Below are 26,778 nucleotides of genomic sequence, written 5' to 3'. Positions count from 1 at the left end.
CTCTGGAGGAACCATGACCGTCACCAGCGAAGCCACCACCACCTGGACCGGATCGCTCATGGAGGGGTCCGGCACCGTCGCCTTCTCCTCCTCGAACCTGGGCACCTTCCCCATCGACTGGAAGGCCCGCAGCGAGGGCTCCGAGACGACCACCACGCCGGAGGAGCTCATCGCCGCGGCGCACGCCTCGTGCTTCAGCATGGCGTTCTCGCACGCCCTCGCCGAGAACGGCACCCCGCCCGAGCGCCTGAACACCACCGCCTCGGTGACCTTCAAGCCCGGCACCGGCATCACCGGCAGCCACCTGAACGTCAACGCCACCGTCGCGGGCATCACGCCGGAGAAGTTCCAGGAGATCGCCGAGGGCGCCAAGGCCGGCTGTCCGGTCTCCCAGGCGCTCGCCGGCATCGAGATCACCCTCGAGGCGTCCCTGGCCTGACTGCCACCCACCCTTCCCGGCACATTGTGTCACCAGGTGCAGGTCGGACGACCCACCGCCTGCACGACGGGACACAATGTGCCGGGATGAGCGGGTCAGGGGTCTAGAAGCTGAGGCTCAGGGCCTGGGCTGTGCGAGGCGGATCGCCTGCCGGATGCTGGCACGGGCATCCTTCCGTCGGCCGGCGGCGTCCTGGACGACGCCGACCCGGTAGCGCGCCCGCCAGTCCTCCGGCGCGGCTTCGGCCTCCGCGGTGTAGCGGGCGAGCAGGACGGCGGCATCCTCGCTCTTCAGGCGTCCGCTGGGCATGAGCTCCGCGGGCGCCTCCGGCATGCCGCCCTCGGCATCCAGCATCCGCCCCAGCCGGTCAGCCGCGAAGCCGAACTGCAGCTCGCGCACCAGCGCCCACGCCCCGATCAACGGCAGCACCAGCAGCGCCACCCCCATCGCCACCGCGATCGGCTCGCCCGAGCCCAGCAGCACCACGGCACGCCAGCCCACCACGGCGATGTACAGCAGCAGGGCGGCCGCCATCACGGCGACGCCGAGGCGCGAGGTCACGACCGGGTCCGGATGCCGATGTCGATCATGTTCTCGAGGCCGACGACGACGCCGCGCGCGTCGCGTGCGAACGGCACGGCCAGACGGATGCCGGGCGCGTACGCCAGAGCGGGCTCGATCGTGTCATGCACGAAGGAGAGCGACTCCCCCGGCCCGGACAGGATGACCTCCTGCTTGGCGATCACACCCGGGCGGCGCAGCGAGTGGACAGGGATGCCCGCGACCTGCTGGCCGCGCGCGCGCTGATCCGCGTGCGGGGCGCTCACCGGGCCCTGCTCCTCGCGGGCCGCGGTGATCAGCTCGGCGGTGCGGACCGCGGTGCCGCTGGGCGAGTCGATCTTGGTGTCGCGGTGCGCCTCGATGATCTCCGCGAACGGGAAGAACGGCGCCGCCGCGGCGGCGAGGGCCGAGCCCAGCACCGAGCCGAGGGAGAAGTTCGGGATGAACACGGCGCCGGTGCCGGCGGCCTCGACGAGCGGCCGCACCAGCGCGATGCGCTCCTGCGACCAGCCGGACGTGCCGACGAGGACGTTGATGCCCATCTCCGTCGCCGCCCTGACCACCTCCACGCTCACCGCCGGGGTGGACGCGTCGATGACCAGGCCCGCGCCGTCGAGCTCGCGCAGATCGCTGGCGGAGGTGAGGATGCGGCTCACCTCGAACCCGTCCAGCTCGTCGACGACGGTGCGGATGATGCCGCCGAGATTCCCGGTTCCGCCGACGAGGGCAACCTGCGTGGTCATGTCTCCAGTCTAGTTTCGCGCGGCGACCCGGGCCCGGAGGTGACGCGCAGGTCACACCATGGGCGTGTCCGGAAGGCCGGTGCGCAGCTCCATCGGCAGGTGACCGAGGTCGTTGTGCGACAGCAGCGTCCAGGGGCGCCCCTGCTTCTGCGCGATGATCGTCAGTCCGCAGTGGCCCTGGTTCAGGGTCATCCACCGCCACTCCGGCGCACCGAGCACCTCGCGGACGAACCACGCGATCACGAAGTTGTGCGTGATCAGCACCTCGTGCACGTCGCCCTGCTTGCGCACGAGGAACTCCCCCACGGCATCCGCCATCTGCGCGCGGCCGGCGTCGATCTCCGCCTCGGTGACGGAGCCGAAGAAGGTCTCGTACACGGCCGGCGTGTCCTCCGTCATCCCGGTGGGCACACAGTCGAACAGCAGGGCGGAAGGCTCCGGGTCGACCGCGGGCAGCCGCGCTGCGACGGCCCTGGCGGTCTCGGCCGCGCGCAGCAGCGGGGAATGCCAGACGGCGTCCAGCGGGAGCCCGGAGAGCCGGTCGGCGATCAGCTCGGCCTGACGCTGGCCCCGGGGCGAGAGCGGTCCGTCGTCGACGCCGTGCTCGGCGTCCTGATGCTCGCCGTGCCTGACCAGATAGATGTAATGCGTCACAACCCCGCCCGTTCCTGCCCCCGTGTCGGGATGCCCCCAGCTTATGTCACGGCGCGGACACGGGACCGGCGGCGCTCCGCAGCGCCCACGTCGGACGCGTCGCGCCCCCCGCAAGCACCACCCCGGCGCCGGAACGGCCGCAGCCGCGCCGGATGCCCGTCACTCGGCGGCGCGACTCAGCTCGGCGAGCTGGGCGCGCGACAGGGTCACGCCGGCGCCCTGCATGAGCTCCTCGACGTGCTCGGTCGCGAACACGTTCACGATGGGCGCAACGACCGTGCGCTGCGCGAGCAGCCAGGCGATCGAGACCGCGGCGACGGGCACGCCGAGCTCGCCCGCCACGAGGTCGAGCGCGCGCAGGATGCGGATGCCGCGCCGGTTCAGGTTCCCGCGCAGCTGCACCGCGCGCACCCCGGACGAGGAGCCCTTGGTGCGGTGGCGTCCGGATAGGAAGCCGTGCTCGAGGGCGTGCGAGGGCGTCACCGCCAGGCTCTGCGCGCCCGCGACGAGACGGAGGTCTCCTTCGAAGGGCTTGCGGCGCACCAGGTTGTATGGCTCGTCCAGCATCTCGATCCGCGGGTAGCCGGCCGCGGCGAGGATGCGGGCCTCGACGAGGCGCTCGGCGGAGAACCGGAAGGCGCCCACGGTGGAGATCTTGCCGGCGTCGCGGAGCCATTCCACCGTGGCCAGGGTGTCCTCGAGGTTGGTCCCGTCGTCCAGGGTGGCATCGAGGTAGACGATGTCCAGGCGCTCGACGCCCAGCCGGGTCAGCGACCCCTCCACGGCGCGCACCAGGTTCACCGACCCGAGCCCGGGGTTGTCGGCGTGCGCGCCGATGCGGACGGCGAGGACGGTGCCCTCCCGCCGACCCCGGGAGCGCAGCCACTGGCCGATGATGTGCTCGCTGCGGCCGCCGGAATACCCGTCGGCGGTGTGCACGGCGTTGCCGCCGAACTCCGCGTAGCGGTCCAGGATGCCGTGGCTGGTCTCGAGGTCGACGTTCCAGCCGAACTCCGCGGCGCCGATCATCAGCGGGAACACCGTGAACCCGCTCTCGCCGAGAGGCACGCGGATCTGCTCGCCGACGCCCGGTCCGACGACCGGGATCGGAGCGGAGGGGTGCGCGTCGTGCGCCTGCGGGGCGCGTCCGTTCTCGGCTGCCGTCCCTACGCCGAACAGACGCATCATCTCACCCCCGCGGGTCCCCCGACTCGTGTCCCGCACCGGCGTCCCCGATGCGCGGTACTTCGAGGGTAGAGGACGATCCCCGGGGCTCCCGACACCGTGACGGGCGTGATCGACGGCCGCGGATAACGTTTTGGTCACATCGGATACGACGAGACCCCGGGATCCGCGGATCCCGGGGTCTCGTGACGTGCGGGCGCGGGGCCCGCACCGAGGGTCAGGCCTCGGCCGGCTCTTCGGCCGGGGCCTCCTCGGCGGGGGCGTCGTCGAGCACCGGCTCGAGGGACAGCTTGCCGCGGTCGTCGATCTTCGTGATGCGCACCAGGATCTTCTGGCCGACGGAGAGGACGTCCTCGACGTTCTCCACGCGCTTGCCGCCGGCGAGCTTGCGCACCTCGGTGACGTGCAGCAGGCCGTCCTTGCCGGGCAGCAGCGAGACGAAGGCGCCGAACGTGGCGATCTTCACCACGGTGCCCAGGAACTGCTCGCCGACCTCCGGGTTGGTGGGGTTGGCGATCGCGTTCACCTGGGCGCGGGCGGCCTCGGCCGAGGGGCCGTCGGTCGCGCCGATGTAGACGGTGCCGTCCTCCTCGATGGAGATCTGCGCGCCGGTCTCGTCCTGGATGGCGTTGATCGTCTTGCCCTTCGGGCCGATCAGCTCGCCGATCTTGTCGACCGGGATCTGCACGCTGATCACGCGCGGAGCGGTCGGCGCCATCTCATCCGGGGAGTCGATCGCCGCGTTGAGCACGTTCAGGATGGTCAGGCGCGCGTCGCGGGCCTGGGTCAGCGCGCCGGCGAGCACCTCGGAGGGGATGCCGTCGAGCTTGGTGTCCAGCTGGATCGCGGTGACGAACTCGGCGGTGCCGGCCACCTTGAAGTCCATGTCGCCGAGAGCGTCCTCGGCGCCGAGGATGTCGGTGAGCGCCGCGTAGCGGGTCTCGCCGTCGACCTCGTCGGAGACCAGGCCCATCGCGATGCCGGCCACCGGGGCGCGCAGCGGCACACCGGCGTTCAGCAGCGACAGCGTGGACGCGCAGACCGAGCCCATCGAGGTGGAGCCGTTGGAGCCGAGAGCCTCGGACACCTGGCGGATCGCGTACGGGAACTCCTCGCGGCTGGGCAGCACCGGCACGAGGGCGCGCTCGGCGAGGAAGCCGTGCCCGATCTCGCGACGCTTCGGCGACCCGACCCGGCCGGTCTCACCGGTGGAGTAGGGCGGGAAGTTGTAGTGGTGCATGTAGCGCTTGCTCGTGGTGGGCGACAGCGAGTCGATCTGCTGCTCCATCTTGAGCATGTTCAGCGTGGTGACACCCAGGATCTGGGTCTCGCCGCGCTGGAAGATGGCCGAGCCGTGCACGCGCGGGATCACCTGGACCTCGGCGTCGAGCGGACGGATGTCGGCGAGGCCGCGGCCGTCGATGCGGACGTTCTCGGTGAGGATGCGACCGCGGACGATCTTCTTGGTGACCGACTTGTACGCCGCGGAGAACTCCAGCGGCGCGGCGGCGGGCAGGTTCCCGGCCTCGGTGGCCTCGATGAGCTCGGCGCGGACACGGTCCTTGATCGCGTCGTCGGCGTTCTGGCGCTGCTGCTTGTCGGCGATCTGGTAGACGTCGCTGAGCTCGGCGTAGGCGCGCTCGGCCACGAAGTCGTAGACCTCCTGGCTGTACGCCGGGAACACCGGGTACACGCCGGGCTCCTTCGACGCGGTCGCGGCGAGCTCGGCCTGCGCCTTCACCAGCTGGGCGATGAACGGCTTGGCGGCCTCCAGGCCCTGCGCGACGACCTCCTCGCTGGGCTTGACGGCGCCGGCCTTGATGAGGTTCCAGCTGTTCTCGGTCGCCTCGGCCTCGACCATCATGATCGCGACGTCCTCGGAGCCGTCTGCCTTGGTGATCACGCGGCCGGCGACGACGAGGTCGAACACGGCCTGCTCCACCTGCTCGGCGTTCGGGAACGCGACCCACTGGTCGGCGTTCTCGCCGTGACCGGGGATGAGCGCGAGGCGGACACCGGCGATGGGGCCGGAGAACGGCAGACCGGAGATCTGCGTGGACGCCGAGGCGGCGTTGATCGCCAGTGCGTCGTAGAACTCGCCCGGGGCGATCGAGAGGACGGTGATGACGATCTGCACCTCGTTGCGCAGGCCGTCGACGAACGACGGGCGCAGCGGGCGGTCGATGAGACGGCACACCAGGATCGCCTCGGTGGAGGGGCGGCCCTCGCGGCGGAAGAACGAGCCGGGGATCTTGCCGGCGGCGTAGGAGCGCTCCTCGACGTCGACCGTCAGCGGGAAGAAGTCGAAGCCCTCGCGCGGCTGCTTGCTCACGGAGGTCGCCGACAGCAGCATGGTCTCGCCGTCGAGGTAGGCCGCCACCGAGCCCTGCGCCTGCTGGGCGAGGCGTCCGGTCTCGAAGCGGATGGTGCGGGTGCCGAAGCGGCCGTTGTCGAGAACGGCCTCGGTGGCGGTGATTTCAGGACCTTCCAAGAGGTCTCTCCTTCTTTGTTTAGGCTCGCGCGTCCGTGTGACGCACGAGCGTTCGCGAAGGAGCGGATGCGGACAGATATAAGCGCGCGGGCAGTCCCGCGAACAGCGCCTGCGCTGGCCACCAGTAGAAGATCACCCGGCGCCGCGTGCGACGAGGAACCCACCACAGGGGACCAGCTTCTCAGCCGACCGCTCCGTGTGAAGCCTGTATGCAGTTTCGATGGATGCCACAGGCAGCCTTCCCCAGCGTACCAGCCCTTCCCCGGCCGCCCGCAGGCCGGCCGCGTTCAGCCGACGGCGATCGAGCGGTCCGGCGAGGCCGAGCGCCCGATGAACACGTACCCGGTGTGCTTGGCGGTGAGCCCGTCGCCGGCGGTGCGGCCGTGCATCCGCCGCCACACCCACGGCAGCGCGTAGCGCCGCCACCACATCCGCCGGGTGAGCCGCTCGCCCTCGTGCAGCGCCTCGTCGAGCGCGCCCAGCTCCTCGGCGTACGGCACGCCGAGCGCCTCGCCGACCCGGTAGGCGAGGAACCGGTGCCCGCTGCGGGAGAGGTGCACGAGGTCCTCCGCCCAGTTCGGCCGCTCCCCCAGCGCGGGGTGCAGGTCCGTGTCCACCAGCAGGGCGCCGGTGCGTTCGGCGACGCCGCTCAGCGCATCGGCGAAGGCGGCGAACCGCCGCGCGTACACCGCCGCCTCGCGTCGTCGGGGCAGGAAGGGCGTCAGCAGCACCACGTCCGCGCCGGCGCCGCGCAGCCGGCGGACGGCGTCCTCGACGCGGGCGGCCAGGGCCGTCACGTCCACCCGGATCCGCACCAGGTCGTTCGCGCCGACGAGGATCGTGACGAGGTCGGGCCGCAGTGCGAGGGCACGCTGCAGCTGCGGCCCGCACACGTCGTCGACCCGCCGCGAACGCACCGCGAGGTTGGCGTACTGCAGCCCGCTGCGGGCGGCGAGGAGCAGCGCGAGCCGGTCCGCCCACCCGCGCAGCGTCCCGTCGCGGTCCGGATCGCACAGGCCCTCGGTGAGCGAGTCGCCCAGCGCCACGTACCGCATCCAGGGGCGCGCGGTCGCCGGGACCGGTTCCGGCCGGCGCAGGCGCGGCGCGCGCAGCGACCGGTCGACGGCGTGCAGCATCCGCGCCTCCTCGAAGTGTTCGAGCAGCTGCGTGCACACCCGCTCCCAGCTGCGGCTCTCCACCGCCTCGCGTCCCGCCCTGCCGAAGGCGCGCCGCTTGCGCGGGTCGCCGGCGAGGTCCGCGACCCGCATCCGCAGGTCGTCGAGGTCCCCGGGACGGTACAGCCAGCCGTCGACGCCCATCCGCACCAGATCCCGCGGACCGCCGCGACCGGTGGCGACGACGGGGACGCCGCTGGCGTGCGCCTCCTGCAGGGTCTGCCCGAACGTGTCGCTCTCCCCCGGATGTACGAACACGTCGATCGAGGCCATCACCGCGGCGAGCGCGTCGCCGGACAGATGGCCGAGGAAGACGGCATCCGGTAGCAGGGCCTGCAGGCGCGGCCGCGACGGCCCGTCGCCGACGATGACGAGACGGATGCCGGGCAGCCCGGCGAGGGCCGCGAGATCCTCCACCTGCTTCTCCGGGGCGAGCCGGCCGACGTAGCCGACGACGGTCTCGCCCGGCATCCGGTGCTCCCACCGCGGGATGCGGCGGTCCGGGTGGAACCGGTCGGCGTCCACCCCGCGCCCCCACCGCCGCACCCGGTCGACGCCGAGCCGCGCGAGCTGCTGCTCGGACGCCGAGGACGGGGCGAGGGTGAGCGTGGCCCGCCGGTGCAGCCGGGCGACATGCCGCTCGGCGATCGCGGTGGTCAGCGCCACCCCGTAGCGAGCCGCGTACGCCGCGACGTCGGTCTGGTAGGCGGCGACCGCGGGCACCCCGAGCCGGCCGGCGGCGAGCACGCCGCGCCAGCCCAGCGCGAACGGGGATGCCAGGTGCACGACGTCCGGGCGGAAGGCTTCGAGCGCGGCGGTCAGCCGGCCGGTGGGTGACGTGCCCACGCGGACGCTGCGGTACCCGGGCAGCGGGATGGAGGGGACGGCGTCGATGCGCGCGTGTCCGCTGCGCAGCGGCATGCCCGCCGCAGCGGGGGCGATGACGTGCGCCTGGTGGCCGGTGCGCTCCAGGTGGCGGAGGATCTGCAGCACCGACCCGGTCACGCCGTTCATGTGCGGGAGGAAGGACTCTGTCACGATCGCCACTCTCACGGTGCCAGGATGCCCGGCGCCGGGGCGTGTACCGGCCGCGTGCGGGCCGTCGCGGGAAGAGTTCACCGGATGCACGGATGCCGGTCACCCGCAGTCCTCCGGGAGGTTCCGCCGGGCACCGCCCGGTCCCCTGCCGTTCACCGGCGTGCGTCACAGTGGACGCGTGCTGCCGGAACCGCTGCTCGCGATCCTGACCGGGCCGTCCGGTCTGGCGCTGATGAGCGTTCTGGTGCTGTGCGATGCGTTCATCGTCGTCGTGCCCGGGGAGATCGCGGTCACGGCGCTGGGCGCCCTGTCCATCGCACACGGCGCCCCGCCGCTCCCGGCCGTGATCGCGCTGGCCGCCTGCGCCGCCTGGGCCGGCGACGCGGGCTGCTATCTCGTCGGGCGGCTGGTGGGCCTGCAGCGGTGGGGATGGATGCGCGGGCACCGGATGCGCCGCGCCTTCGGCTGGGCGCGCCGCCGGCTCGACACCGGCACCGCGACCGTGCTGTTCACCGCCCGCTTCGTGCCGTTCGCACGCCTGGCGGTGAACCTCGTCGCGGGTGCGTCGCGCGTGCATCCGCCTCGGTATCTGGCTCTCGCCGCCCTCGCCGCCGCCGGGTGGGCCGCGTACCAGGCGGCGGTCGGCGCGGTGATCGCCGCGCTCGTCCCGGGAGGACCGCTGGTCGCGATGGCGGTGTCGGTCGTCGCGGCGGTCCTCGCCGGCCTCCTCATCGACCTGGCCGCGACGCGCCGGCGCGGGGATGGCGTTCTCGAGCGCCTTCGTCGTCGGCAACAGCCTGCGGCTGCGCCGGTTCCGCTGACCGGCCCACACGCTCGGGAGGAGAACTCGGCCAGCGGCGGATCCTCAGGCCGGATTCCTCCTCCCGAGCCTGAGAACTCCTCCCCAACGGATGCCGGGGCCGGGTGAAGCTAGGCTGGCGCCATGAGCGAAGACAAGGCCGTCCCCTCCGAGGACATCAAGCGGAAGTTCAAAGAGGCGCTCGAGAAGAAGAACGCCCGGCACCGCGACGGTGAGGCGCATCTCGACGGCGACTCACCGGTGCACGCCACCCCCGCGCCGCCGATGAAGCGCGAGTTCCGCCGCAAGAGCGGCTGACGACGAGGGGCGACTCGTCGGGGCCGGCCGCTCAGCCGGCTCGTCGGGCGCGCCCCCTCACACGTGCGGCTGCGCCTCCAGCCACTCGGCGAAGGTCACCCGCCCGAGCTGCGCGTCCGGACCGGGAAGGATGCTGCCGTCCCGCAGTGCCCGGCCGAAGCGGCCAGGCGACGGCACCCGCGGCATCCATGCGCGCCGGCCGGCGTGCGCGGCCCAGGCGCGCATCATCGCGGCGAGATCCTCCTCGCGCGGCCCTGCCATATCGGGGACGCGCCCCGACGGTCCGGCCTCGGCGAGATCGACGATCCGCACCGCAAGTTCGGTCAGATCCACCGGCTGGGTACGCGCGGCGATCGCCGGATGCAGCGGTCCCAGCGCGACCCGCTCGAACAGCTGCCGGGCGAAATCGTGGAACTGGGTGGCCCGCAGGATCGTCCACGGCACCGCTCCGGCCTGCACCGCCCGCTCCTGCGCCAGCTTGCCGGCGTAGTAGCCGTACGGCGCCCGGTCGATGCCGACGATCGACAGCGCGAGGTGGTGGCCGATCTCGGCCCTCTGCTCGGCCTCGAGCAGGCCGGTGGTGGTGCGCTGGAAGAACTCGGCCGCCTTCCGCGGACTCTGCGTCCGCACGTTGAGGACGTCGATCACCACGTCGCTGCCGCGCACGGCGTGGTCGAGCCCCCGCCCGTCCAGGATGTCGACGCCGGTGCTGCGCGCCAGTGTCCGCACGCCGTGCCCGCGTTCGGCGGCGACGCGGGCGACCGCGGCGCCGATCGCGCCGGTCGCCCCCGCGATCGCGATGTCCATGGCTCAACGGTAGTGCGGGAGCGGCCGCGGCGCATCCGTCCCCTCCGTGGCATCCGTCGCGCGGCCGGCGGCGGTGCCGTGATCGTCCACCCCGTCGAGGATCGACTCGTCGAAGGGCAGCCGGCCGCTGAGCACCTCGCGCAGCCGGTCGCGGTCGACCTCCTTCGTCCACGTGCCGATCAGCAGCGTGGCGATCGCATTGCCGGTGAAGTTCGTCAGGGCGCGGCCCTCCGACATGAACCGGTCGATGCCGACGATCACGCCCACGCCGTCGACGAGGTCGGGGCGGTACGCCTGCAATCCTCCGGCGAGGGTGGCCAGCCCCGCGCCGGTGACGCCCGCGGCGCCCTTGCTCGCGATGATCATGAACACGAGCAGGCCGATCTGCTCCCCGATCGACATCGGCTTGCCGAGACCGGTGGCGATGAACAGCGACGCCATGGTCAGGTAGATCGCGGTGCCGTCCAGGTTGAAGGAGTAGCCGGTCGGCACCGTGATGCCGACGACCGGCTTGGAGACGCCGGCGTGCTCCATCTTCGCAATCAGCCGCGGCAGCGCCGACTCCGACGAGGAGGTGCCGACGATGAGCAGGTACTCCCGCCCGAGGTACGTCATCAGGCGGAACACGTTCACCCGGGTGACCGCCCACAGCAGACCGCCGAGGACCACCACGATGAAGACGATTCAGGTGAGGTAGAACGCGCCCATCAGGATGCCGAGGCTCCAGATCGCGGCGATGCCCGACTTGCCGACCACGGCGGCGATCGCGCCGAACGCGCCCAGCGGCGCCACCCACAGGATCATGCCCAGGATGCGGAACACCAGCCGCTGCAGGTTCCTGACCGCCTCCATGATCGGCGCGCCGCGCTCGCCGAGCCCCTGCAGGGCGAATCCGGACAGCAGCGCGACGAACAGCACCTGCAGCACGCTCTCGCCGGTGAAGGCGGAGAAGAACGTGGCCGGGATGATGCCGAGCACGAACTCCTGCGTGGTCTTCGCCTCGGCGGCGCCGGCGGCGCCGGCGGCGTCGTACGTCGCGCCGGCCATGTCCAGACCGGAACCGGGGTGGATCACGTTCCCGACCACGAGTCCGATGCTCCGCGTAGCAGCGCCGCCTCCCGCGTCTTCGTCGTGCTGATCGCCGCGTCCCTGCTCCTCGCCGGCCTCGTCGCCGCCTTCCTCGTCGTCGAGGCGCAGCGCGCCGTCCGTGCGGAGGCGGAGCGGGTCACCGCCGCGGCGTCCGCGACGATCGCCGTCGATCCGACCGTGGTGTCCGTCCTGCGCGAGGGCGACGCCGCCGCGGCGACGTGTGCGCTGCAGCCGTACGCCCTGGCTGTGAGCGAGGGGGCCCGCCTCGACTTCGTGACGATCATGGATCCGCACGGGGTGCGGATCACGCATCCGGACGCCGCCGAGATCGGCGGGCGCTACCTGGGCACGATCCCGCAGCGGCCGAAGGTCCTCACCGAGGTCTTCACCGGCACGCTCGGGCCCTCGGTCCGCACGATCGTGCCGGTGCGCGCCGAGGGGACCCTCGTCGGCTGGGTCGCCAGCGGGGTGACCACAGAGTCCATCGTGGAGACACGCTGCAGCGCCGCCTGCCGCTGTCGCTCGCCATCACGCTCGTGCTCGTCGCCATCGGCGTCGCCGGAGTATGGGCGGCGCGCCGGATCACCCGCCGCATCGCCGGCGACCTGCCGCCCGGGCGGGTCCGCGACGCCGTCTCCTCCTACGAGTCGCTGCGCACCCTCGGCGAGGCGCTGCGCGCGCAGACGCACGAGCACGGGAACCGGATGCACACCGCCGTCGCCCTGCTCGAGCTGGGCCGCACCGACGAGGCGATCGAGATCCTCACCGAGACGTCGCGGCAGAGCCAGTCGCTCGTCGATCAGGTGACCGCCCGGCGGCACGGCGATCCGACCGTGGGGGCGCTGCTGCTGGGCAAGGCCTCGCAGGCGAAGGAGCGCGGCATCGACTGGCGCGTGCGCATCGATCCCGACACCCCGCGCTCCCCGCTCGCCCCCGTCGACAGCGTCGCGGTGCTGGGCAACCTCATCGACAACGCGATGGATGCCGCGGCCTCCTCCGCCGAGCGATGGGTCGAGGTGTCGCTGCGTCCCACCGCGGAGGGCGGCATCCTCCTCGAGGTGTCCGACAGCGGCGAGGGCGTGCCCGCGCACCTGCGCGAGCGGGTGTTCTCCCCCGGGTTCTCCACCAAACCCGCGGGCGCGGAGGGCCGGGGTGTGGGTCTCGCCCTGGTGCGCTCGGTGGTGACGGATGCCGGCGGGACGGTGGAGATCGGGGACCATCCGACGACGTTCCGAGTCACGCTCCCGCCCGCGACCGGACGGCGGCGACGGTGATCCGCACGCTGATCGTCGACGACGACCCGCTCACGCTGGAGCTGCACCGGGAGTATCTCGGCCGGCTGGACGGCTTCGAGGTGACCGGCGAATGCACCGGCGCGCGGGCCGCGCTCACCGCCGTGCTGGAGAACCCCGGCCCCGGGGCCTTCGACCTCGTCCTGCTCGACATCACCATGCCCGACGGCTCCGGGCTCGACGTGCTGCGGACGCTCCGCGCCAGGGCCGCGACCGTCGACGTGATCGCGATCACCGGGGTGCGCGACGCCGACACCGTGCGCCGGATGGCCGGGCTCGGCGTGTTCCAGTACCTGGTGAAGCCGTTCCCGTTCGCGGTGTTCCGCGAGCGTCTCACCGCCTACCGGGCGCACCGCGAGCAGGCGCAGGCCACGAACGGCGAGGCCACGCAGGCGGAGATCGACGCGCTGCTGGGGCGCACCACGGGCCGCATCCCGATCCCGAAGGGCCTGTCGGCCGAGTCCCTGGAACGGGTGACGGCCGCCGTGCGGGCGGCCGGGACGATGTCGGCGAGCGAGGCGGCCGCGCAGCTGGGCATGTCGCGCGTCTCGGTGCGGCGCTACCTGGAGCACCTCGTCGCGGACGGCGTGCTCCGCCGCGGGGCGCGATACGGTGCTCGCGGACGCCCCGAGACGGAGTACACCTGGATCCGCGGCGGGCAGGACGGCGGCTGACCGCGCCCGATCACTCCCCCGCGAGACCGCCGAGCAGGTGACCGAACGACTTCCCCTCACCGAGGTAGGTCGCCGGGTCGAACGGGTCGGCATCCCGCACCGGCTCGCGGCGGGCGACCGCCTCGGCCAGCTCGCGGGCGCCGCGCTCGACGCGGGCGCTCAGCGGCGCCACGTCGTCGGCGTTCGCGCCCCAGTCGCTGGACGCGGCGAAAACCCCGGTGGGCACCGGCTCGGCGTGCAGATAGGTGAACAGCGGGCGGATCGCGTAGTCGATGGCCAGCGAGTGCCGCGCGGTCCCGGCGTTCGCGCCGATCAGAACGGGCGTGCCGGTGAGCGCGTCGGGGTCGAGCACGTCGATGAACGACTTGAACAGCCCGGAGTAGCTCGTCGAGAAGATCGGGGTCACGGCGATCAGCGCGTCCGCGGAGACGACCGTGTTGATCGCCGACTCCAGGGCCGGCGGTGCGAAGCCGGTGAGCAGGTTGTTCGTGATGTCGTGCGCGAGGTCGCGCAGCTCGATCACGTCCACCGTCACGGCGATGTCGCGCTCGCGCAGGAAGCGCGCGGTCTCCGCCGCCAGGCGGTCCGCCAGCATCCGCGTGGACGAGGGGTTGGACAGGCCGGCCGAGACCACGGCGATGCGGCGCTCGCTCATCTCACGCCTCCTTCCGGCTCAGGCCGAATGCGGCGCCGGAGGCGGGCGGCGCGTCCTGGTAGGGCGAGCCCGCGGTGAGGTTGTCGCCGCGGTTCGCGGACGGGCGCGCCTCGCGGGTGGGACCGTCGCCGAAGACCGCCTTCACCCGGGCCGCGTGGGTCGGCGCGTCCGGGACGTCCGCCGGGCGACCCTTGGCCAGCTCCCGACGCAGCACCGGGACGACCTCCGTGCCGAGGATGTCGATCTGCTCCAGCACGGTCTTCAGCGGCAGACCGGCGTGATCCAGCAGGAACAGCTGACGCTGGTAGTCGCCGAAGTGGTCGCGCATGGCGGCGTACCGGTCGATCACCTGCTGCGGGGAGCCCACCGTCAGCGGCGTCATCTCGGTGAAGTCCTCCAGGCTCGGGCCGTGGCCGTACACCGGGGCGTTGTCGAAGTATGGGCGGAACTCGTCGACGGCGTCCTGCGACTTCGCGCGCATGAACACCTGGCCGCCGAGGCCCACGATCGCCTGCTCCGGGGTGCCGTGACCGTAGTGCGCGTAGCGCTGGCGGTACAGCCCGATCAGACGCTGGTAGTGCTCCTTCGGCCAGAAGATGTTGTTCGCGAAGAAGCCGTCGCCGTAGTAGGCCGCCTGCTCGGCGATCTCCGGGGTGCGGATGGACCCGTGCCACACGAACGGAGGCACGCCGTCCAGCGGCCGCGGCGTCGCCGTGAAGCCCTGCAGCGGGGTGCGGAACTTGCCGTCCCAGTCGACGACGTCCTCGCGCCACAGCTTGTGCAGCAGCGCATAGTTCTCGATTGCAAGGGGCAGGCCCTGTCGGATGTCCTTGCCGAACCACGGGTACACCGGACCGGTGTTCCCGCGGCCCATCATCACGTCCATCCGACCCCCGGAGAGGTGCTGGAGCATCGCGTACTCCTCCGCGATCCGCACCGGGTCGTTGGTGGTGATCAGGGTCGTGGAGGTGGACAGGATGATCCGCTCGGTCTGCGCGGCCACGTACGCCAGGAACGTGGTGGGGCTGGACGACCAGAACGGCGGGTTGTGGTGCTCGCCGATGGCGAAGACGTCGAGCCCGGCCTCCTCGGCGTGCGTGGCGATGGTCACCGTCGCCTGGATCCGCTCGCGCTCGCTCGGGGTGACGCCGGTGGTCGGGTCGCGGGTGATGTCGCTGACCGACATGAGCCCGAACTGCATGGCGCTGTGCTCGTTCACTGTTCTCTCCGCTCGGGATGCCGCAGGCATCCGCTTCTATTCAGGTGAATGTATCTGGTACAACGCGGAAGACGCAACTCTATTCCCGCCGGTACCGTGGAGGGATGAGCAGCGCCGCGCAGCATCCGCCGGCCACCGGCCCTCTCCCCCGCCCGCGGCGGCGCGTCCCGTTCTGGGACAACGCGCGCTTCGCGTGCATCGTCCTGGTCGTCCTCGGCCACGGCATCCAGCGCCTCATCTACGACTCCGACGTCGCGTACGCGTTCTACCTGAGCATCTACGCCTTCCACATGCCGGCGTTCGCGATCATCTCGGGCTACTTCTCCAAGTCCGGCAGCCCGACCCGGCGCCAGATGGCACGTGTGATCACCGACATCCTGGTGCCCTACGTCATCTTCGAGATGCTCTGGACGCTCACCAAGTGGCTGGTCGAGGGTCGCGCCGACCCGAACCTCACCCAGCCGTCCTGGACCCTGTGGTTCCTGCTCGCCCTCGGCATCTTCCGGCTCGTGCTGCCCTACCTGGCGCTGCTGCGCTGGCCGTTGCTGTGGGCGCTGGCGATCTCCATCGGGGTGGGCTATCTCGGCAACGTCGACAGCACCTTCTCGCTGTCGCGCACCCTCGGGCTGCTCTTCTTCTTCACCCTGGGCTGGTGGCTGCGCGAGCACGACATCGTGCGGCGCTTCGGCCTCATCGACCACCGCCCGTGGTGGGTGCGCGTCGCCGCCGTGGCGGTGCTCGCGGGCTGGGCGTTCGTGTGCTGGCTGTGGCTGCCCACATGGCAGGAGATCGACCTGCGGCACTGGCTCTTCTACGAGGACTCGTACGCCGACCTCGGCGGCGAGCAGTGGTGGGCGGGCGGCCTGCGGCTGGGCCTGATGGCGCTGGCGATCGTGCTCAGCGCGGCGTTCCTGGCCCTGATCCCACGCAGCACGCGGCGGTGGACCCGCTTCGGCCAGTACACGATGTACGTCTACCTGCTGCACTCCTTCGTGCTGTATCCGTTCCGCGAGTCCGGTGTGCTGCGCGGGCTCGACCCCACCTGGCTCTGGCTGCCGCTGGTCACCCTGCTCTCGGTGTTCACCGCGTTCGTGCTGGCCACGAGGCCGGTGCGCACGGTGTTCCGGCCGCTGATCGAGCCGCGGCCGCGCTGGATGTTCGCCGACCGCACCCTCGCCTCCGCCGAGGACCACCGCAGCGACCCGACCGGCTCGCGCCGGAGCTGACCGGGTAACGCGGCGCAACAGTCGCCCGCCCCCGCCGTGCGGCGCGTAGCGTTCCGGCATGGCAGATCTCACGCTCCCCGTCCTCGACCTGTCGGAGCTCGACCGCGGCCCGTCCGCCGCAGCGGCGTTCCGGGAGGCGCTGCGCGCGGCGACACGGGACGTCGGCTTCTTCTACCTCACCGGCACCGGCGTCCCCGCCGCGCTCGAGGAGAGGCTGCACCGCGCCGCCCGCGACTTCTTCGCCCTGCCCGAGGACGACAAGCTCGCGATCGAGAACGTGCGCAGCCCGCACTTCCGGGGGTACACGCGCATCGGCGGCGAGCGCACCCAGGGGAGGGTGGACTGGCGCGAGCAGATCGACATCGGCCCGGAACGCGAGCCGGTGACCGGCGGCCCGGCGTACAACCGGCTGATCGGACCGAACCTGTGGCCGGCCGCGCAGCCCGGGCTGCGCGAAGTCGTCGAGGAGTGGCACGCCGCGCTCTCCGCCGTGTCCCGGCGGCTGCTGCGCGCCTGGGCGCTGTCCCTGGGCGCCGAGGAGTCGTACTTCGACCGCCACTTCGGCGAGCCGTCGACGCTCATCAAGATCGTCCGCTATCCCGGCACGGACGCGCCGGAGCCGCAGCAGGGCGTGGGCGCGCACAAGGACTCCGGCGTGCTCACCCTGCTGTGGGTCGAGCCGGGCAAGGGCGGCCTTCAGGTGGAGCGCGACGGCGCCTGGGTGGACGCCCCGCCGGTGCCGGGCGCGTTCGTGGTGAACATCGGCGAGCTGCTCGAGCACGCCACCGGCGGCTACCTGCGAGCGACGAACCACCGGGTCCTGTCCCCGCGTGCACCCGAGGACCGGATCTCGATCCCGTTCTTCTTCAACCCGGCCCTGGACCAGCGCCTCCCGCCGATCCCACTGCCGCCGGAGCTGGCCGCCCAGGCCCGCGGCGTGACCGCGGACCCGGCCAACCCGATCCACGCCCTCTACGGCGAGAACGCGCTGAAGTCCCGACTGCGGGCGCACCCGGACGTCGCAGCCGTCCACCACCCCGATCTCGTCGGCGCGTCCGCCTGAGCGCGCGTCGCCGGCGGGCGGGCTTCACCAGCCCAGCTTTTCGGCGAGCGCGCGGATGATGGGTTCGCGCGCCAGCTCGATGTGCGCGAACGCCTGGGCGGCGGCGAGCTCGGGGCGTCCGGCGGCGATCGCGTCGAAGAGCTGCCGGTGCTCCAGCGCATGCTCCTGCTCGCGCGCGCTCTGCGTGAGGCGGAACATCCACGTCCACGCCGGCGGTCAGGGCATCTGGCAGGCCCGCATGATGCGCCGGCTGGGCGCCTCGGTCACGCTGTGCAGCGTGCTCACCGGCGAGACCGGCCGGGTGGTGCGCAGCCTGCTGGAGCAGGAGGGCTTCTCGGTCATCGCGGTGGAACGGGAGGGGTTCGGCGCCGCGTACGTGCACGACCGGCGCGGCGGCGCCGACTCCCTGACCGCCGGACTGTGCGTCGGGCTCGCGCTGGGCGAACCGCTGCGCCACGCGGTGACCCTGGGCGCGGCCGCCGGGGCGCTGAACGTGACCCGTCACGGCCTCGGCACCGGCGACACCGAGGCGATCGAGCGCCTGCGCGGGGCCGTGCGCACGCGGGTGCTGCGCGAACCCGATGGCGACATGCCGCATCTCAGCCCGGATCAGCTGGCCTCGCTCGCCGACGACGGCCGCCGCGAGGACGGGGACCCCCGATGACCCGCACGCTGATCACGAACGACGACGGCATCGACGCCCCCGGCCTCGCCGTGCTCGCGCGGGCCGCCGTGGCGCACGGGCTCGAGGTCACGGTCGCCGCCCCCGAGCGGCAGTCCAGCGGCACCAGCGCCTCGATCGTTGCCGGCGAGGAGGGCGGTCGCATCGCGGTCGACCGGCGCCGGCTCGACGGCCTCGAGGACGTCCCCGCGTTCGCGGTCCGCGGCGGGCCGGGCCTGATCGCGCTGATCGCCGCGCACGGCGCCTTCGGCGATCCGCCGGACCTCGTGCTCAGCGGCGTCAACCACGGGGCGAACGTCGGACGCGCCATCCTGCACTCAGGCACGGTGGGGGCGGCCCTCACCGGCGGGCTGAACGGCGCCCGTGCGCTCGCGGTCTCGCTCGACGTCGGGATGCATCCGACGTCCTTCGCCTGGGAGACGGCGGCGGGGGTCGCGATGACGCTGCTGCCGTTCCTCTCCCGGCTCGAGGAGGGCGCCGTGCTCAACCTGAACGTGCCGAACACCGACGCGCCGCGGGGCATCCGCGAGGCGCCGCTGGCGCCCTTCGGCATCGTGCAGACCACGCTGAGCGAGCGCGGCGTGGGACACATCCGGCTCGCGGTGGAGGATCTGCCGAACGAGCCGCTGCCGGGAACGGATGCCGCGCTGCTGGCGGAGGGCTGGGCGACGCTGACCGGCATCGAGCCGGTCTCGCACCGCCCCGTCGGCTACGAGACCGCCGAGTCCGCCGGCGACGACGAAGGCCGCCCCACACCGTGAGGCGGCCTTCTCAAGAACGTTTTGCGCGATGAACGCTGGTCGTCCTGTCTGTCTTATCGGCGCAGCCCCAGGCGCTCGATCAGCGAGCGGTAGCGCTCGATGTCGATGTCCTGGAGGTAGCCGAGCAGACGACGGCGCTGACCGACGAGCAGGAACAGGCCACGGCGCGAGTGGTGGTCGTGCTTGTGGTCCTTCAGGTGCTCGGTGAGGTCCTTGATGCGCTGCGTCAGCAGAGCGACCTGCACCTCGGGGGATCCGGTGTCACCGGGGTGCGTCGCGTACTCTTCGATGATCGCCTTCTTGACGTCTGCTTCCAGTGCCATGGATTCGATCCCCTCTCTGCTTGTTGCGCGGTGCCCGACGCCGGTTGCGCAGGCTCTCTTTATCCGCGGCCGATCTAACGGCAACTGAACGAGTCTACCAGCCGTGACGGCCGCGGCCGCACCGCCCCGATAGCCTCGAGGGGTGCAGTTCTCCCGCGGGCATCTCATCGATCTCACTCCGCTCACCGCCTCGCCGGCCTTCGCCCGTATGTGGATCGGCTCGTCGCTGGCCGGCATCGGCGGCCAGCTCACGATCGTCACGGTGATGCTGCACGTGTTCGCGCTCACCGGCAGCAGCCTGGCCGTGTCGATGATCGCCGTCGCCGGGCTGGTTCCCATGGTCCTCGCCGGGCTGTACGGCGGGATGCTCGCCGACGCGTTCGACCGGCGACGGGTGGCCCTGCTCGCCGCGGCGGTGGCGTTCGCCGCGACGACGCTGCTGGCCGCGCTCACCTGGACGGGCCTGGAGACGATCTGGTGGCTGTACGCGCTGAGCATGATCATCGCGGCGGCCAACTCGGTGGGCATGGCGACCCGCACCGCGATCGTGCCGCGGCTCATCCCCCGCGAGATGCTCGCCGCCGCCTCCGCCCTGAACGGCGTGGCCTTCGGCCTGACCGTCATGGTCGGCCCTGCTGTCGCCGGCGTCCTGGTGGCGCTCACCGGGGACGGCTGGACGTACACGATCGACGTGCTGCTGATGCTGTCGATGTTCCTCGGGCTGTGGACGCTGCCGGCGCTGCGGCCCCGAGGGCGAGATCGTCCGCCCCGGTCTGGCATCGCTCGTGGACGGGTGGCGCTTCCTGCGCCGCGCGCGCAACATCCGGATGCAGTACGTGCTCGATCTGATCGCGATGACCTTCGGCCAGCCTCTGGCGCTGTTCCCCGCACTCGGCACGGTGCTGCTCGGCGGCGGGGCGATCACGACGGGCGCGCTGACCGCGGCCGTCGCGGTCGGCACGTTCCTGTCCAGTTTGATGTCGGGCCGGGTGGTGCAGTACCGCTGGCACGGCCGCGGCATCGCCAGGGCGGTGCAGGCCTACGGGGCCGCGATCGCCGTGTTCGGTGCCGTGCTGCTGGCCGGGGTGCCGGATGCCATGCGCGGGCGTCTGCAGGGCGTGTTCATCGTCGTGGTCGCCGGCGGTCCGCGCGTGGGGGCGCTGTACGCGGGCGCGCTGGCGACGGTCACCGCGCTCTGGTTCCCGCCGCTGCTCGGCGGGTTCGTCGTGATCGTGCTGGTGGCGGTGCTCGCCCGGCTGAACCCGCGCTTCGCCGGCTACGACGCCGAGAGCCCCGAGCCCTGACGGGCCCGGGGCTCTGCGAAGGCCTCCGTCAGCCGACGGAGACGAGGTCGATGATGAAGATGAGGGTCTTGCCGGAGAGGAAGTGACCGGCGCCGGCCGGGCCGTAGGCCAGGTGCGGCGGGATGGTGAGCTCACGGCGCCCGCCGACCTTCATGCCGGGGATGCCCTCCTGCCAGCCCTGGATGAGCCCGCGCAGCGGGAACTGGATGGTCTCGCCGCGGCCCCACGAGGAGTCGAACTCCTCGCCGGAGTCGTACTCGACGCCCGCGTAGTGGACGGTGACGGTGTCGCCCGGCTTGGCCTCGGGGCCGTCGCCGACGATGATGTCGCGGACGACGAGGTCCGCGGGGGCGGGGCCGGTCGGCGCGTCGAACTCGGGCTTTGTGCGATCAGTCATGCCTCCATCCAACCCGAGCCGCGGCGGCGCGGTCAACGCGGGGCCTCCGCTGAACGCGAAATCGTCAGTCCCGCTCGGTCACGTCGCGCCCCAGCCGCTGCGACACCCAGACCGGGATGAAGGAGGCGAGGATCACCACCGTGGCGACCACGTTGACCACGCTCGCCTCGTTCGGCCGCGCCATCTGGTTCATGATCCACAGCGGCAGCGTGTCCACCCCGGGCGGGGCGGTGAAGATCGTCACGTAGACCTCGTCGAAGCTGAGCGCGAAGGCGAGGATCGCCCCGGCCACCAGGGCGCTGCGGAACTGCGGGAAGGTGACCAGCCGGAACGTCTGCCAGGGCGTGGCGCCGAGGTCGGTGGAGGCCTCCTCGATGCTCGGGTTCAGCCGGCGCAGCCGCGCCAGCACGTTGTTGAACACCATCACGATGCAAAAGGTGCCGTGCGCGATGATCATCCCGAAGAACCCGACCTGGACGCCGATCGGCTCCAGCATCTGGTTGTAGGTGTTGTTCAGCGCGACGCCGGTGACGATGCCGGGCAGCGCGATCGGCAGCACCACCAGCAGGTTCACGGCGCGCTGACCGAAGAAGCGATGACGCTGGAGCGCGAAGGCGACCAGCGTGCCGAGGACGACGGCGATCACGGTGGCGCCGGCGGCGACCAGCAGCGAGTTGACCAGCGCGTCGCGCACCGGGCGGCTCGTGAACGCCCTCCCCCACCACTCCAGGGAGAAGTCCGCCACGGGCCAGCTGGCGATCCGCGCGGCGTTGAACGAGTTCAGCACGACCAGCAGCAGCGGCACGTACAGGAACGCGAGGATGAGCGCGACGACGACGCCGAGCATGACCTTCGCGGTGCGGGACGGCCTCAGCATGATCCGCTCACATCCTTTCCAGGGCGCCGGTGCGCTGCACGCTCACCAGGTACACGACGACGAAGGCGATCGGCACCAGCGAGAACGCCGCCGCCAGCGGCGGATTCAGGTTGATGTTGGAGGCGATGACGCTGCCGATCATCTGGGTGTCCCCGCCGACGAACTTGGCGACCAGGTAGTCGCCCAGGCTCAGGGAGAAGGTGAACACCGACCCGGCGATGATCGCCGGCTTGATCAGCGGCAGCACGACGGTGCGGATCGTCCGCCACGATCCGGCGCCGAGGTCGGCCGACGCGTCGAACAGGTTCGGCGGGAGCTGGCGGATGGCGGTGTACACCGGCACCGCCATGTACGGCAGCCAGAGATAGGTGAGGGTGATCACGACCGTGACCAGCGTGAAGCCGGGGCCGTGCAGCCCGAACGGTGCGAGCAGCCAGTTGAAGAAGCCCTGTTCGGTGAAGGTGATCCGCATGGCGAGCACCTTCACCAGGTAGCCCGCCCACAGCGGGAGCGTGATCGAGACCGCGAGCACGCCGCGCAGCCACGGCGAGGCGACCTTCGCCATGAAGATGCCCAGCGGCACCGAGATCACGATCGACAGCACGGTGACGCCGAGGGCGATGCCGAGCGTGCGCAGCGATGTGGACAGGTAGGCCGGGTTCGCGATGAGCTGCTCGAAGTTGCGCAGCGTGAAGCCGGGCTTCACCTTGGAGGTGAACGGGTCGGTCACCCAGAACGCGGTCACCAGCAGCATCACCAGGGAGAAGATGTAGATCCCGATGAGCCAGGTCATCGGCAGGGCCAGCAAGCCCGCGATGCGGATGCGGCGTCTCATGTCGGTCCTCGTGTCGGTGCTCGTGTGGTGGTGGGGAGCCCGGGGCGGGACGCGGTCCCGCCCCGGGCGCAGGTGTTCAGCCCTTGATGCTCATCCAGGCGTCGGTCCACTGCTGGAAGTTGGTGCAGGTGACCTCCTCCGGGTCGCGTCCGTCGATGCACTGCTCGATCGGAGTGGTCCAGAACCACACCTTCTTGAAGTACTCCTCGTCGGTGGCGTGGTAGTAGTCGCAGTGCGCCTTCGCCTCGGCGCTGGTCTCGCAGAACGCGGCGTTGGCCGGGGCCATGCCGAAGTTCATCGCGATCGCGCCGTTCACCTCGGGAGAGGAGGCGTAGTCCATCCACGCGTACGCGCAGTTCGGGTTCTTCGCCTCGGCCGCGAGCATCCAGGCGTCCGACCAGCCGGTCGAGCCCTCCTCGGGCAGCACGCTCTTGAACTTCTCGTCCTGGGTGAGCTTGCGCAGCACCTCCCACGAGGTGCCGACCACGGTGGTGCCGCCGGCGAACGACGTGATCTGCGCGGCCGGGTCGGACCAGTACTCGGAGACGATCTCGTTCTGTTGCTTGAGCAGGTCGACGGCCGCCGCCAGCTGCTTCTCGTCCAGCGCGTACGGGTTCTCGATGCCGAGCTCGGGCTGGTGCGCCATCAGGTAGACGGCGGCGTCGGCGATGTAGATCGGCGCATCGTAGGCGGTCACCTTGCCGGCGTACGGGCTGTCCTTCTCCCAGACGACGTCCCAGCTGGTGGGCTCCTCGGTGACGACCTCGCTGTTGTACTGCAGGATGTTGGCGCCGCGGCCGATCGGGATGCCGTAGGACTTGCCGTTGATGGTGTCGTAGATCTGCCCCTTCATGCCCTCGACGATGTCATCGCCGAAGTTCGGGATCAGATCCAGGTTCAGCGGCTGCACGTCGCCGCCGGCGATCAGCCGGAGGCTGGCGTCGCCGGAGGCGGAGACGAGGTCGTAGTCGCCGGTGCGCATCAGCTGCACCATCTCGTCACTGGTCCCGGCGACGCGGCGGTTCACCGTGCATCCGGTCAGCTCGGTGAACTCGTCGCTCCAGGCCGGCTCCACGAAGCCCGACCAGGCGATGATGTTCACCTCCTTCTCGTTCTCGCCGAGCTCCTCGATCATGGGGATGTCGGGGACCTCGATCTTCAGCTGCCCGTCGCCCTCGGGCGTGCCGCCTTCGGCGGTGCCGGAACAGGCGGACAGGGCGAGGGCGGCGGTCGCCGCCATCGCCGTGGCGATGATCTTCCTGCGCATGGATCGCTCCTTCGTGATCGTGCTTCTGGTGTGGGACGGGATCGGCGTCGATCCTCAGGGAAGCCGGGCCGCGTGGGCTGGGGTCCACGCGGCCCGGACTCGGTCGCCGCGGCGGAGGGACGCTCCGGCGGCGGGATCGTGGGCGTTCGGCTGCTCGGAGATGATCTCCATGCCGGCATCCGCCGCGACGAGGTAGCGGGTGGCGGGGCCGGTGTACACGATCTCCCGGATCGTGCCGGCCAGCCCCACGTCGCCGTCCGGGAGCGGGGCGTCCGTGGGCAGCAGCCGGACACGCTCGGGACGGATGCTCATGGTGCGCCGGTCACCGGTGAGCTCTTCGGCGAGACCGGCCTCGACGAGGTTGGACAGGCCGAGGAAGCGTGCCACGAACTCGGTCTGCGGGTTCTCGTACACCTCGCGGGCGCTGCCGACCTGCTCGATGCGGCCGTTGTTGAACACCGCGACGCGGTCGCTCAGGGTCAGGGCCTCCTCCTGGTCGTGCGTGACGAAGATGAACGTGATGCCGACCTCGCGCTGGATCTGCTTCAGCTCGATCTGCATGTGCTCGCGCAGCTGCTTGTCCAGGGCGCCGAGAGGCTCGTCCAGCAGGAGCACCTGCGGCCGCAGGATGAGCGCGCGGGCGAGGGCGATCCGCTGCCGCTGCCCACCGGAGAGCTGGTGCGGGAGCCGGTCGGCGAGGTGGTCGAGGCGCACCCGGCGCAGCGCCTCCTGCACCTGCGTGACGCGCTCCGCCTTCGCCGTCCCGCGCACCCGCATCCCGTAGCCGACGTTCTCGGCGATGGTCATGTGCGGGAAGAGCGCGTAGTCCTGGAACACGGTGTTCACGTGGCGCTGATGCGGCGGCACTCGGGTGACGTCCACGCCGGAGAGGCGGACCGTGCCGGAGGTGGCGGACTCGAAACCGGCGATCACCCGCAGCACCGTGGTCTTGCCCGAGCCGGACGGGCCGAGCATGGAGAGGAACTCCCCCGGCGCGACGTCGAGGTCGAGATCGCGCACCGCGGTGAAGTCGCCGAACGACTTGGTGAGCTTCTGCAGCGAGACGCTGCCCTGGACGGATTCGGCGTCCTTCGCGGGCTGCGCGGCGGGGGCTGCGGTCGTCATCTCGGTCTCCTCGGATCATCCTCGAACGCGGAAGGTCTGCTAAACCTATAAAACCGTAGGACATATTTCAACTCTTCGACGCGAACCGTCCCGCGAGATGGAAGAATCGGCCCATGGACCCGCTGACCACCGCCTCCGGAGCGCGCCCGCACCGGTCCGGTGACGGCCGGTCCCGGCAGCCGCACCGCATCCAGGGCGCCGTCTTCCAGCCGATCGGCGACGAGGGCCGCGCCGAGCTCGTCGAGCGCAGGCTCGTCGAGGCGATCACCCGCGGGCACCTGCGCGCCGGGGAGCGTCTGCCGTCGGAGTCCGAGCTCGCCCGCAGCTTCGGCGTGGCACCGGTGACCGTGCGCGAGGCGCTGCTCGCGGTGCGCGGACGCGGCCTCATCGTGACCCGGCGCGGCCGCAACGGCGGCAGCTTCGTCGCCGACGACGCCGATCCCCTCGCCCACGCCCGCGACGCCGTGCTCAGCAGCTCCCGGCTCGCGCTGCGCGACATGGGCGCGCACTACGGCGCGATCACCTCCGCCGCCATCCGCCTGGCCGCGCGGCGCGCGGACCCGAGTGAGACGACGCAGGTGCGCGGCCGGCTCGAGCGGATGCACGAGCTCGACGCGGAACAGCAGCTGCGCCTGCTCGACGACGTGCAGGTCGAGCTCGTCTCGCTCAGCCAGTCCGCCCGGCTCACCCGCGAGCAGATGAAGCTGCAGGCCGAGTTCTCCCCGTTCCTGCGCCTGGTGGCGCCCGACGAGGAGGGGCTGCGGCGGCGCGCCGAGGCGCTGCGCGGCATCATCGACGCGGTCGAGGCCGGGGACGCCGACGACGCCGGCCGGCGCACCGAGCAGATGGTTGCCGACGCGATCGACGCCCTGATCCAGATCCAGACCCGGGTCGCCGCGGAGCCGCGATGACCCGCGCCCCCATCGACGTGCACAGGAGGACGCGATGAGCAGGACCACCACCGCCCCGGCGAGCGCCGCAGCGGAGATCGTCACCCGGTACTTCGGCTCCCCGATCCGGATGCTCTCCGGCTGGGTCGAGCCGTTCGCCGAGCGCGTCGCCGAACTGCAGCGGACCGGGCCGCTGACCCGGGCGAAGATCGACGACCTGGTCGAGCCGTACGCCCTGCGCACGCTCGACCTCGAGGACGTCCCCGTGTACGGGGCGGGGTTCATCGCGGCGATCGATCTGCTCGCCGACGCGCACAGCCATCTGGCCTGGTGGCAGGGCGAGGACCGGCGGCAGCTCGTGTTGGCGTCCCAGTCGGTGAACAAGGAGCACATCGACTACAGCGAGCTGGAGTGGTACCGGGTGCCGATGGCGACCGGCGCGCCGCACGTGGCGGGGCCGTACGTCGACTACCTGTGCAGCGACGAGTACACCATCACGATCGCCGTGCCGGCCACGGTCGACGGGACCCGGATCGGCGTCGCCGGCCTTGACCTGCTCGTCTCCGAGGTGGAGCGCGAGCTCACCCCGCGCTTCGCCGCCCTCGGCCAGCAGGTCACCCTCACGAACGGCGTCGGGCGCGTGGTCGTGTCCACCGACCCGCGCTGCGCGACCGGGGACTCCGTGCGCGGCAGCCGCCTCGCCGACCTCCCCCGCATCCACTGCGCGGGCGTCGCGCTCGACGTCATCGTCGAGGACTCCGGGGCATCCGGCTCTTGACACCCGGCGCGGACCGGGTGCACCCTGGGTACAAGCCAACTCAGCGCCCGGTCGACCTGCAGGCGATGCCGCAGCACCGGGCGCTGAGTGTTGACACGAGGATCGCACGTG

General features: G+C 71.7%; 27 protein-coding genes and 4 pseudogenes. 14 read left to right on the top strand and 17 right to left on the bottom strand.

Features of this window, described 5'->3' with window-relative positions:
- Window positions 1-13: 13 nt before the first annotated feature.
- Window positions 14-439 carry an OsmC family peroxiredoxin gene (locus JSY13_RS04885; RefSeq protein WP_259607904.1) on the top strand — a complete coding sequence of 142 codons (426 nt, stop codon included), beginning with the start codon at window positions 14-16 and terminating at the stop codon, window positions 437-439.
- A 117-nt stretch (window positions 440-556) separates the two neighbouring features.
- Here JSY13_RS04885 and JSY13_RS04880 read toward each other — a convergent pair whose 3' ends face one another.
- The 6 genes from JSY13_RS04880 to JSY13_RS04855 all read right to left on the bottom strand — a co-directional run bounded on the left by JSY13_RS04880 (window position 557) and on the right by JSY13_RS04855 (window position 8,286).
- The gene (locus JSY13_RS04880) at window positions 557-1,000 is read right to left on the bottom strand and encodes a hypothetical protein (RefSeq protein WP_259607903.1); all 444 of its coding nucleotides are present in this window, start codon (window positions 998-1,000) and stop codon (window positions 557-559) included.
- The gene (gene dapB / locus JSY13_RS04875; RefSeq protein ID WP_259607902.1) at window positions 997-1,743 is read right to left on the bottom strand and encodes a 4-hydroxy-tetrahydrodipicolinate reductase; all 747 of its coding nucleotides are present in this window, start codon (window positions 1,741-1,743) and stop codon (window positions 997-999) included. The genes JSY13_RS04880 and dapB overlap by 4 nt, the downstream gene beginning before the upstream one ends.
- A 51-nt stretch (window positions 1,744-1,794) precedes the next feature.
- On the bottom strand, window positions 1,795-2,397 hold the full coding sequence (locus JSY13_RS04870) for a histidine phosphatase family protein (RefSeq protein ID WP_259607901.1): 603 nt from the start codon (window positions 2,395-2,397) through the stop codon (window positions 1,795-1,797).
- A 159-nt stretch (window positions 2,398-2,556) separates the two neighbouring features.
- Entirely contained in the window at window positions 2,557-3,582 is a 1,026-nt protein-coding gene (locus JSY13_RS04865) for an aldo/keto reductase (protein WP_259608129.1), read from the bottom strand.
- 217 nt (window positions 3,583-3,799) lie between these two features.
- Complete coding sequence (locus JSY13_RS04860; RefSeq protein ID WP_259607900.1) at window positions 3,800-6,073, bottom strand: polyribonucleotide nucleotidyltransferase; 2,274 nt, start codon at window positions 6,071-6,073, stop codon at window positions 3,800-3,802.
- A 287-nt stretch (window positions 6,074-6,360) separates the two neighbouring features.
- Window positions 6,361-8,286 (bottom strand): GDSL-type esterase/lipase family protein, encoded by a 1,926-nt coding sequence (locus JSY13_RS04855; RefSeq protein WP_259607899.1) that lies wholly within the window; start codon window positions 8,284-8,286, stop codon window positions 6,361-6,363.
- Between JSY13_RS04855 and JSY13_RS12660 the strand changes: the two are divergent.
- Window positions 8,168-8,923 (top strand): annotated as a pseudogene (locus JSY13_RS12660) (DedA family protein); the annotation flags it as partial. The gene JSY13_RS04855 and the pseudogene JSY13_RS12660 overlap by 119 nt on opposite strands.
- 306 nt (window positions 8,924-9,229) lie before the next feature.
- Complete coding sequence (locus tag JSY13_RS04845) at window positions 9,230-9,403, top strand: DUF5302 domain-containing protein (RefSeq protein ID WP_259607896.1); 174 nt, start codon at window positions 9,230-9,232, stop codon at window positions 9,401-9,403.
- 57 nt (window positions 9,404-9,460) lie between these two features.
- Here the strand turns inward: JSY13_RS04845 and JSY13_RS04840 are convergent, their stop codons facing one another.
- Entirely contained in the window at window positions 9,461-10,210 is a 750-nt protein-coding gene (locus JSY13_RS04840; RefSeq protein WP_259607895.1) for an SDR family oxidoreductase, read from the bottom strand.
- A gap of 3 nt (window positions 10,211-10,213) precedes the next feature.
- Window positions 10,214-11,308 (bottom strand): annotated as a pseudogene (locus JSY13_RS04835) (cation:dicarboxylate symporter family transporter); the annotation flags it as partial.
- Here JSY13_RS04835 and JSY13_RS04830 point away from each other — a divergent pair.
- The 3 genes and pseudogenes from JSY13_RS04830 to JSY13_RS04820 all read left to right on the top strand — a co-directional run.
- Window positions 11,276-11,725, top strand: a pseudogene (locus tag JSY13_RS04830) (ATPase); the annotation flags it as partial. The pseudogenes JSY13_RS04835 and JSY13_RS04830 sit on opposite strands and share 33 nt — an antisense overlap.
- Window positions 11,726-11,835: 110 nt before the next feature.
- On the top strand, window positions 11,836-12,573 hold the full coding sequence (locus tag JSY13_RS04825; protein ID WP_259607894.1) for a sensor histidine kinase: 738 nt from the start codon (window positions 11,836-11,838) through the stop codon (window positions 12,571-12,573).
- Window positions 12,570-13,265 (top strand): response regulator, encoded by a 696-nt coding sequence (locus JSY13_RS04820; protein ID WP_259607893.1) that lies wholly within the window; start codon window positions 12,570-12,572, stop codon window positions 13,263-13,265. Before JSY13_RS04825 ends, JSY13_RS04820 begins: the two co-directional genes overlap by 4 nt.
- A gap of 10 nt (window positions 13,266-13,275) precedes the next feature.
- On the opposite strand, the gene JSY13_RS04815 is transcribed toward JSY13_RS04820, so the two are convergent.
- On the bottom strand, window positions 13,276-13,920 hold the full coding sequence (locus JSY13_RS04815; RefSeq protein WP_259607892.1) for an FMN reductase: 645 nt from the start codon (window positions 13,918-13,920) through the stop codon (window positions 13,276-13,278).
- A 1-nt stretch (window position 13,921) separates the two neighbouring features.
- Entirely contained in the window at window positions 13,922-15,121 is a 1,200-nt protein-coding gene (locus tag JSY13_RS04810; protein ID WP_336297709.1) for an LLM class flavin-dependent oxidoreductase, read from the bottom strand.
- Between the two features lie 122 nt (window positions 15,122-15,243).
- On the opposite strand from JSY13_RS04810, the gene JSY13_RS04805 reads away from it, so the two are divergent.
- On the top strand, window positions 15,244-16,365 hold the full coding sequence (locus JSY13_RS04805) for an acyltransferase family protein (protein ID WP_259607890.1): 1,122 nt from the start codon (window positions 15,244-15,246) through the stop codon (window positions 16,363-16,365).
- Window positions 16,366-16,423: 58 nt separating this feature from the next.
- Complete coding sequence (locus JSY13_RS04800; protein WP_259607889.1) at window positions 16,424-17,428, top strand: isopenicillin N synthase family dioxygenase; 1,005 nt, start codon at window positions 16,424-16,426, stop codon at window positions 17,426-17,428.
- 24 nt (window positions 17,429-17,452) lie between these two features.
- Here JSY13_RS04800 and JSY13_RS04795 read toward each other — a convergent pair whose 3' ends face one another.
- On the bottom strand, window positions 17,453-17,626 hold the full coding sequence (locus tag JSY13_RS04795; protein ID WP_259607888.1) for a GntR family transcriptional regulator: 174 nt from the start codon (window positions 17,624-17,626) through the stop codon (window positions 17,453-17,455).
- Between JSY13_RS04795 and JSY13_RS04790 the strand changes: the two genes are divergently transcribed.
- On the top strand, window positions 17,613-18,092 hold the full coding sequence (locus tag JSY13_RS04790) for a hypothetical protein (RefSeq protein WP_259607887.1): 480 nt from the start codon (window positions 17,613-17,615) through the stop codon (window positions 18,090-18,092). The genes JSY13_RS04795 and JSY13_RS04790 overlap by 14 nt on opposite strands.
- Window positions 18,089-18,871 (top strand): 5'/3'-nucleotidase SurE, encoded by a 783-nt coding sequence (surE, locus tag JSY13_RS04785; RefSeq protein WP_259607886.1) that lies wholly within the window; start codon window positions 18,089-18,091, stop codon window positions 18,869-18,871. The genes JSY13_RS04790 and surE overlap by 4 nt, the downstream gene beginning before the upstream one ends.
- Window positions 18,872-18,924: 53 nt before the next feature.
- On the opposite strand, the gene rpsO is transcribed toward surE, so the two are convergent.
- Window positions 18,925-19,194: a 30S ribosomal protein S15 gene (gene rpsO, locus JSY13_RS04780; protein WP_259607885.1), complete on the bottom strand. Its 270-nt coding sequence runs from the start codon at window positions 19,192-19,194 to the stop codon at window positions 18,925-18,927.
- 208 nt (window positions 19,195-19,402) lie between these two features.
- Between rpsO and JSY13_RS12540 the strand changes: the two are divergent.
- Both JSY13_RS12540 and JSY13_RS12535 read left to right on the top strand, forming a co-directional pair.
- Window positions 19,403-19,912 (top strand): annotated as a pseudogene (locus JSY13_RS12540) (MFS transporter); the annotation flags it as partial.
- Window positions 19,913-19,979: 67 nt separating this feature from the next.
- Complete coding sequence (locus tag JSY13_RS12535) at window positions 19,980-20,498, top strand: hypothetical protein (protein WP_336297722.1); 519 nt, start codon at window positions 19,980-19,982, stop codon at window positions 20,496-20,498.
- 28 nt (window positions 20,499-20,526) lie between these two features.
- On the opposite strand, the gene JSY13_RS04770 is transcribed toward JSY13_RS12535, so the two are convergent.
- From JSY13_RS04770 to JSY13_RS04750, 5 genes are all read right to left on the bottom strand, one after another.
- Window positions 20,527-20,895 carry an FKBP-type peptidyl-prolyl cis-trans isomerase gene (locus tag JSY13_RS04770; RefSeq protein ID WP_259607884.1) on the bottom strand — a complete coding sequence of 123 codons (369 nt, stop codon included), beginning with the start codon at window positions 20,893-20,895 and terminating at the stop codon, window positions 20,527-20,529.
- Between the two features lie 64 nt (window positions 20,896-20,959).
- Window positions 20,960-21,772 carry an ABC transporter permease gene (locus JSY13_RS04765; protein ID WP_259607883.1) on the bottom strand — a complete coding sequence of 271 codons (813 nt, stop codon included), beginning with the start codon at window positions 21,770-21,772 and terminating at the stop codon, window positions 20,960-20,962.
- Between the two features lie 7 nt (window positions 21,773-21,779).
- Window positions 21,780-22,607 (bottom strand): ABC transporter permease, encoded by an 828-nt coding sequence (locus tag JSY13_RS04760; RefSeq protein WP_259607882.1) that lies wholly within the window; start codon window positions 22,605-22,607, stop codon window positions 21,780-21,782.
- A gap of 76 nt (window positions 22,608-22,683) precedes the next feature.
- Window positions 22,684-23,874, bottom strand: coding sequence for an extracellular solute-binding protein (locus JSY13_RS04755; RefSeq protein ID WP_259607881.1), 1,191 nt, complete (start codon window positions 23,872-23,874; stop codon window positions 22,684-22,686).
- Between the two features lie 54 nt (window positions 23,875-23,928).
- Complete coding sequence (locus tag JSY13_RS04750; protein ID WP_259607880.1) at window positions 23,929-24,999, bottom strand: ABC transporter ATP-binding protein; 1,071 nt, start codon at window positions 24,997-24,999, stop codon at window positions 23,929-23,931.
- 113 nt (window positions 25,000-25,112) lie between these two features.
- Here JSY13_RS04750 and JSY13_RS04745 point away from each other — a divergent pair, with 113 nt between their 5' ends.
- Complete coding sequence (locus JSY13_RS04745; RefSeq protein ID WP_259607879.1) at window positions 25,113-25,910, top strand: FadR/GntR family transcriptional regulator; 798 nt, start codon at window positions 25,113-25,115, stop codon at window positions 25,908-25,910.
- 34 nt (window positions 25,911-25,944) lie between these two features.
- Window positions 25,945-26,667 carry a cache domain-containing protein gene (locus JSY13_RS04740; RefSeq protein ID WP_259607878.1) on the top strand — a complete coding sequence of 241 codons (723 nt, stop codon included), beginning with the start codon at window positions 25,945-25,947 and terminating at the stop codon, window positions 26,665-26,667.
- Window positions 26,668-26,778: the final 111 nt, after the last annotated feature.

Source organism: Microbacterium neungamense, assembly GCF_024971095.1.
Lineage (GTDB): Bacteria > Actinomycetota > Actinomycetes > Actinomycetales > Microbacteriaceae > Microbacterium > Microbacterium neungamense.
This window is presented reverse-complemented; position numbering and strand designations above follow the sequence as displayed.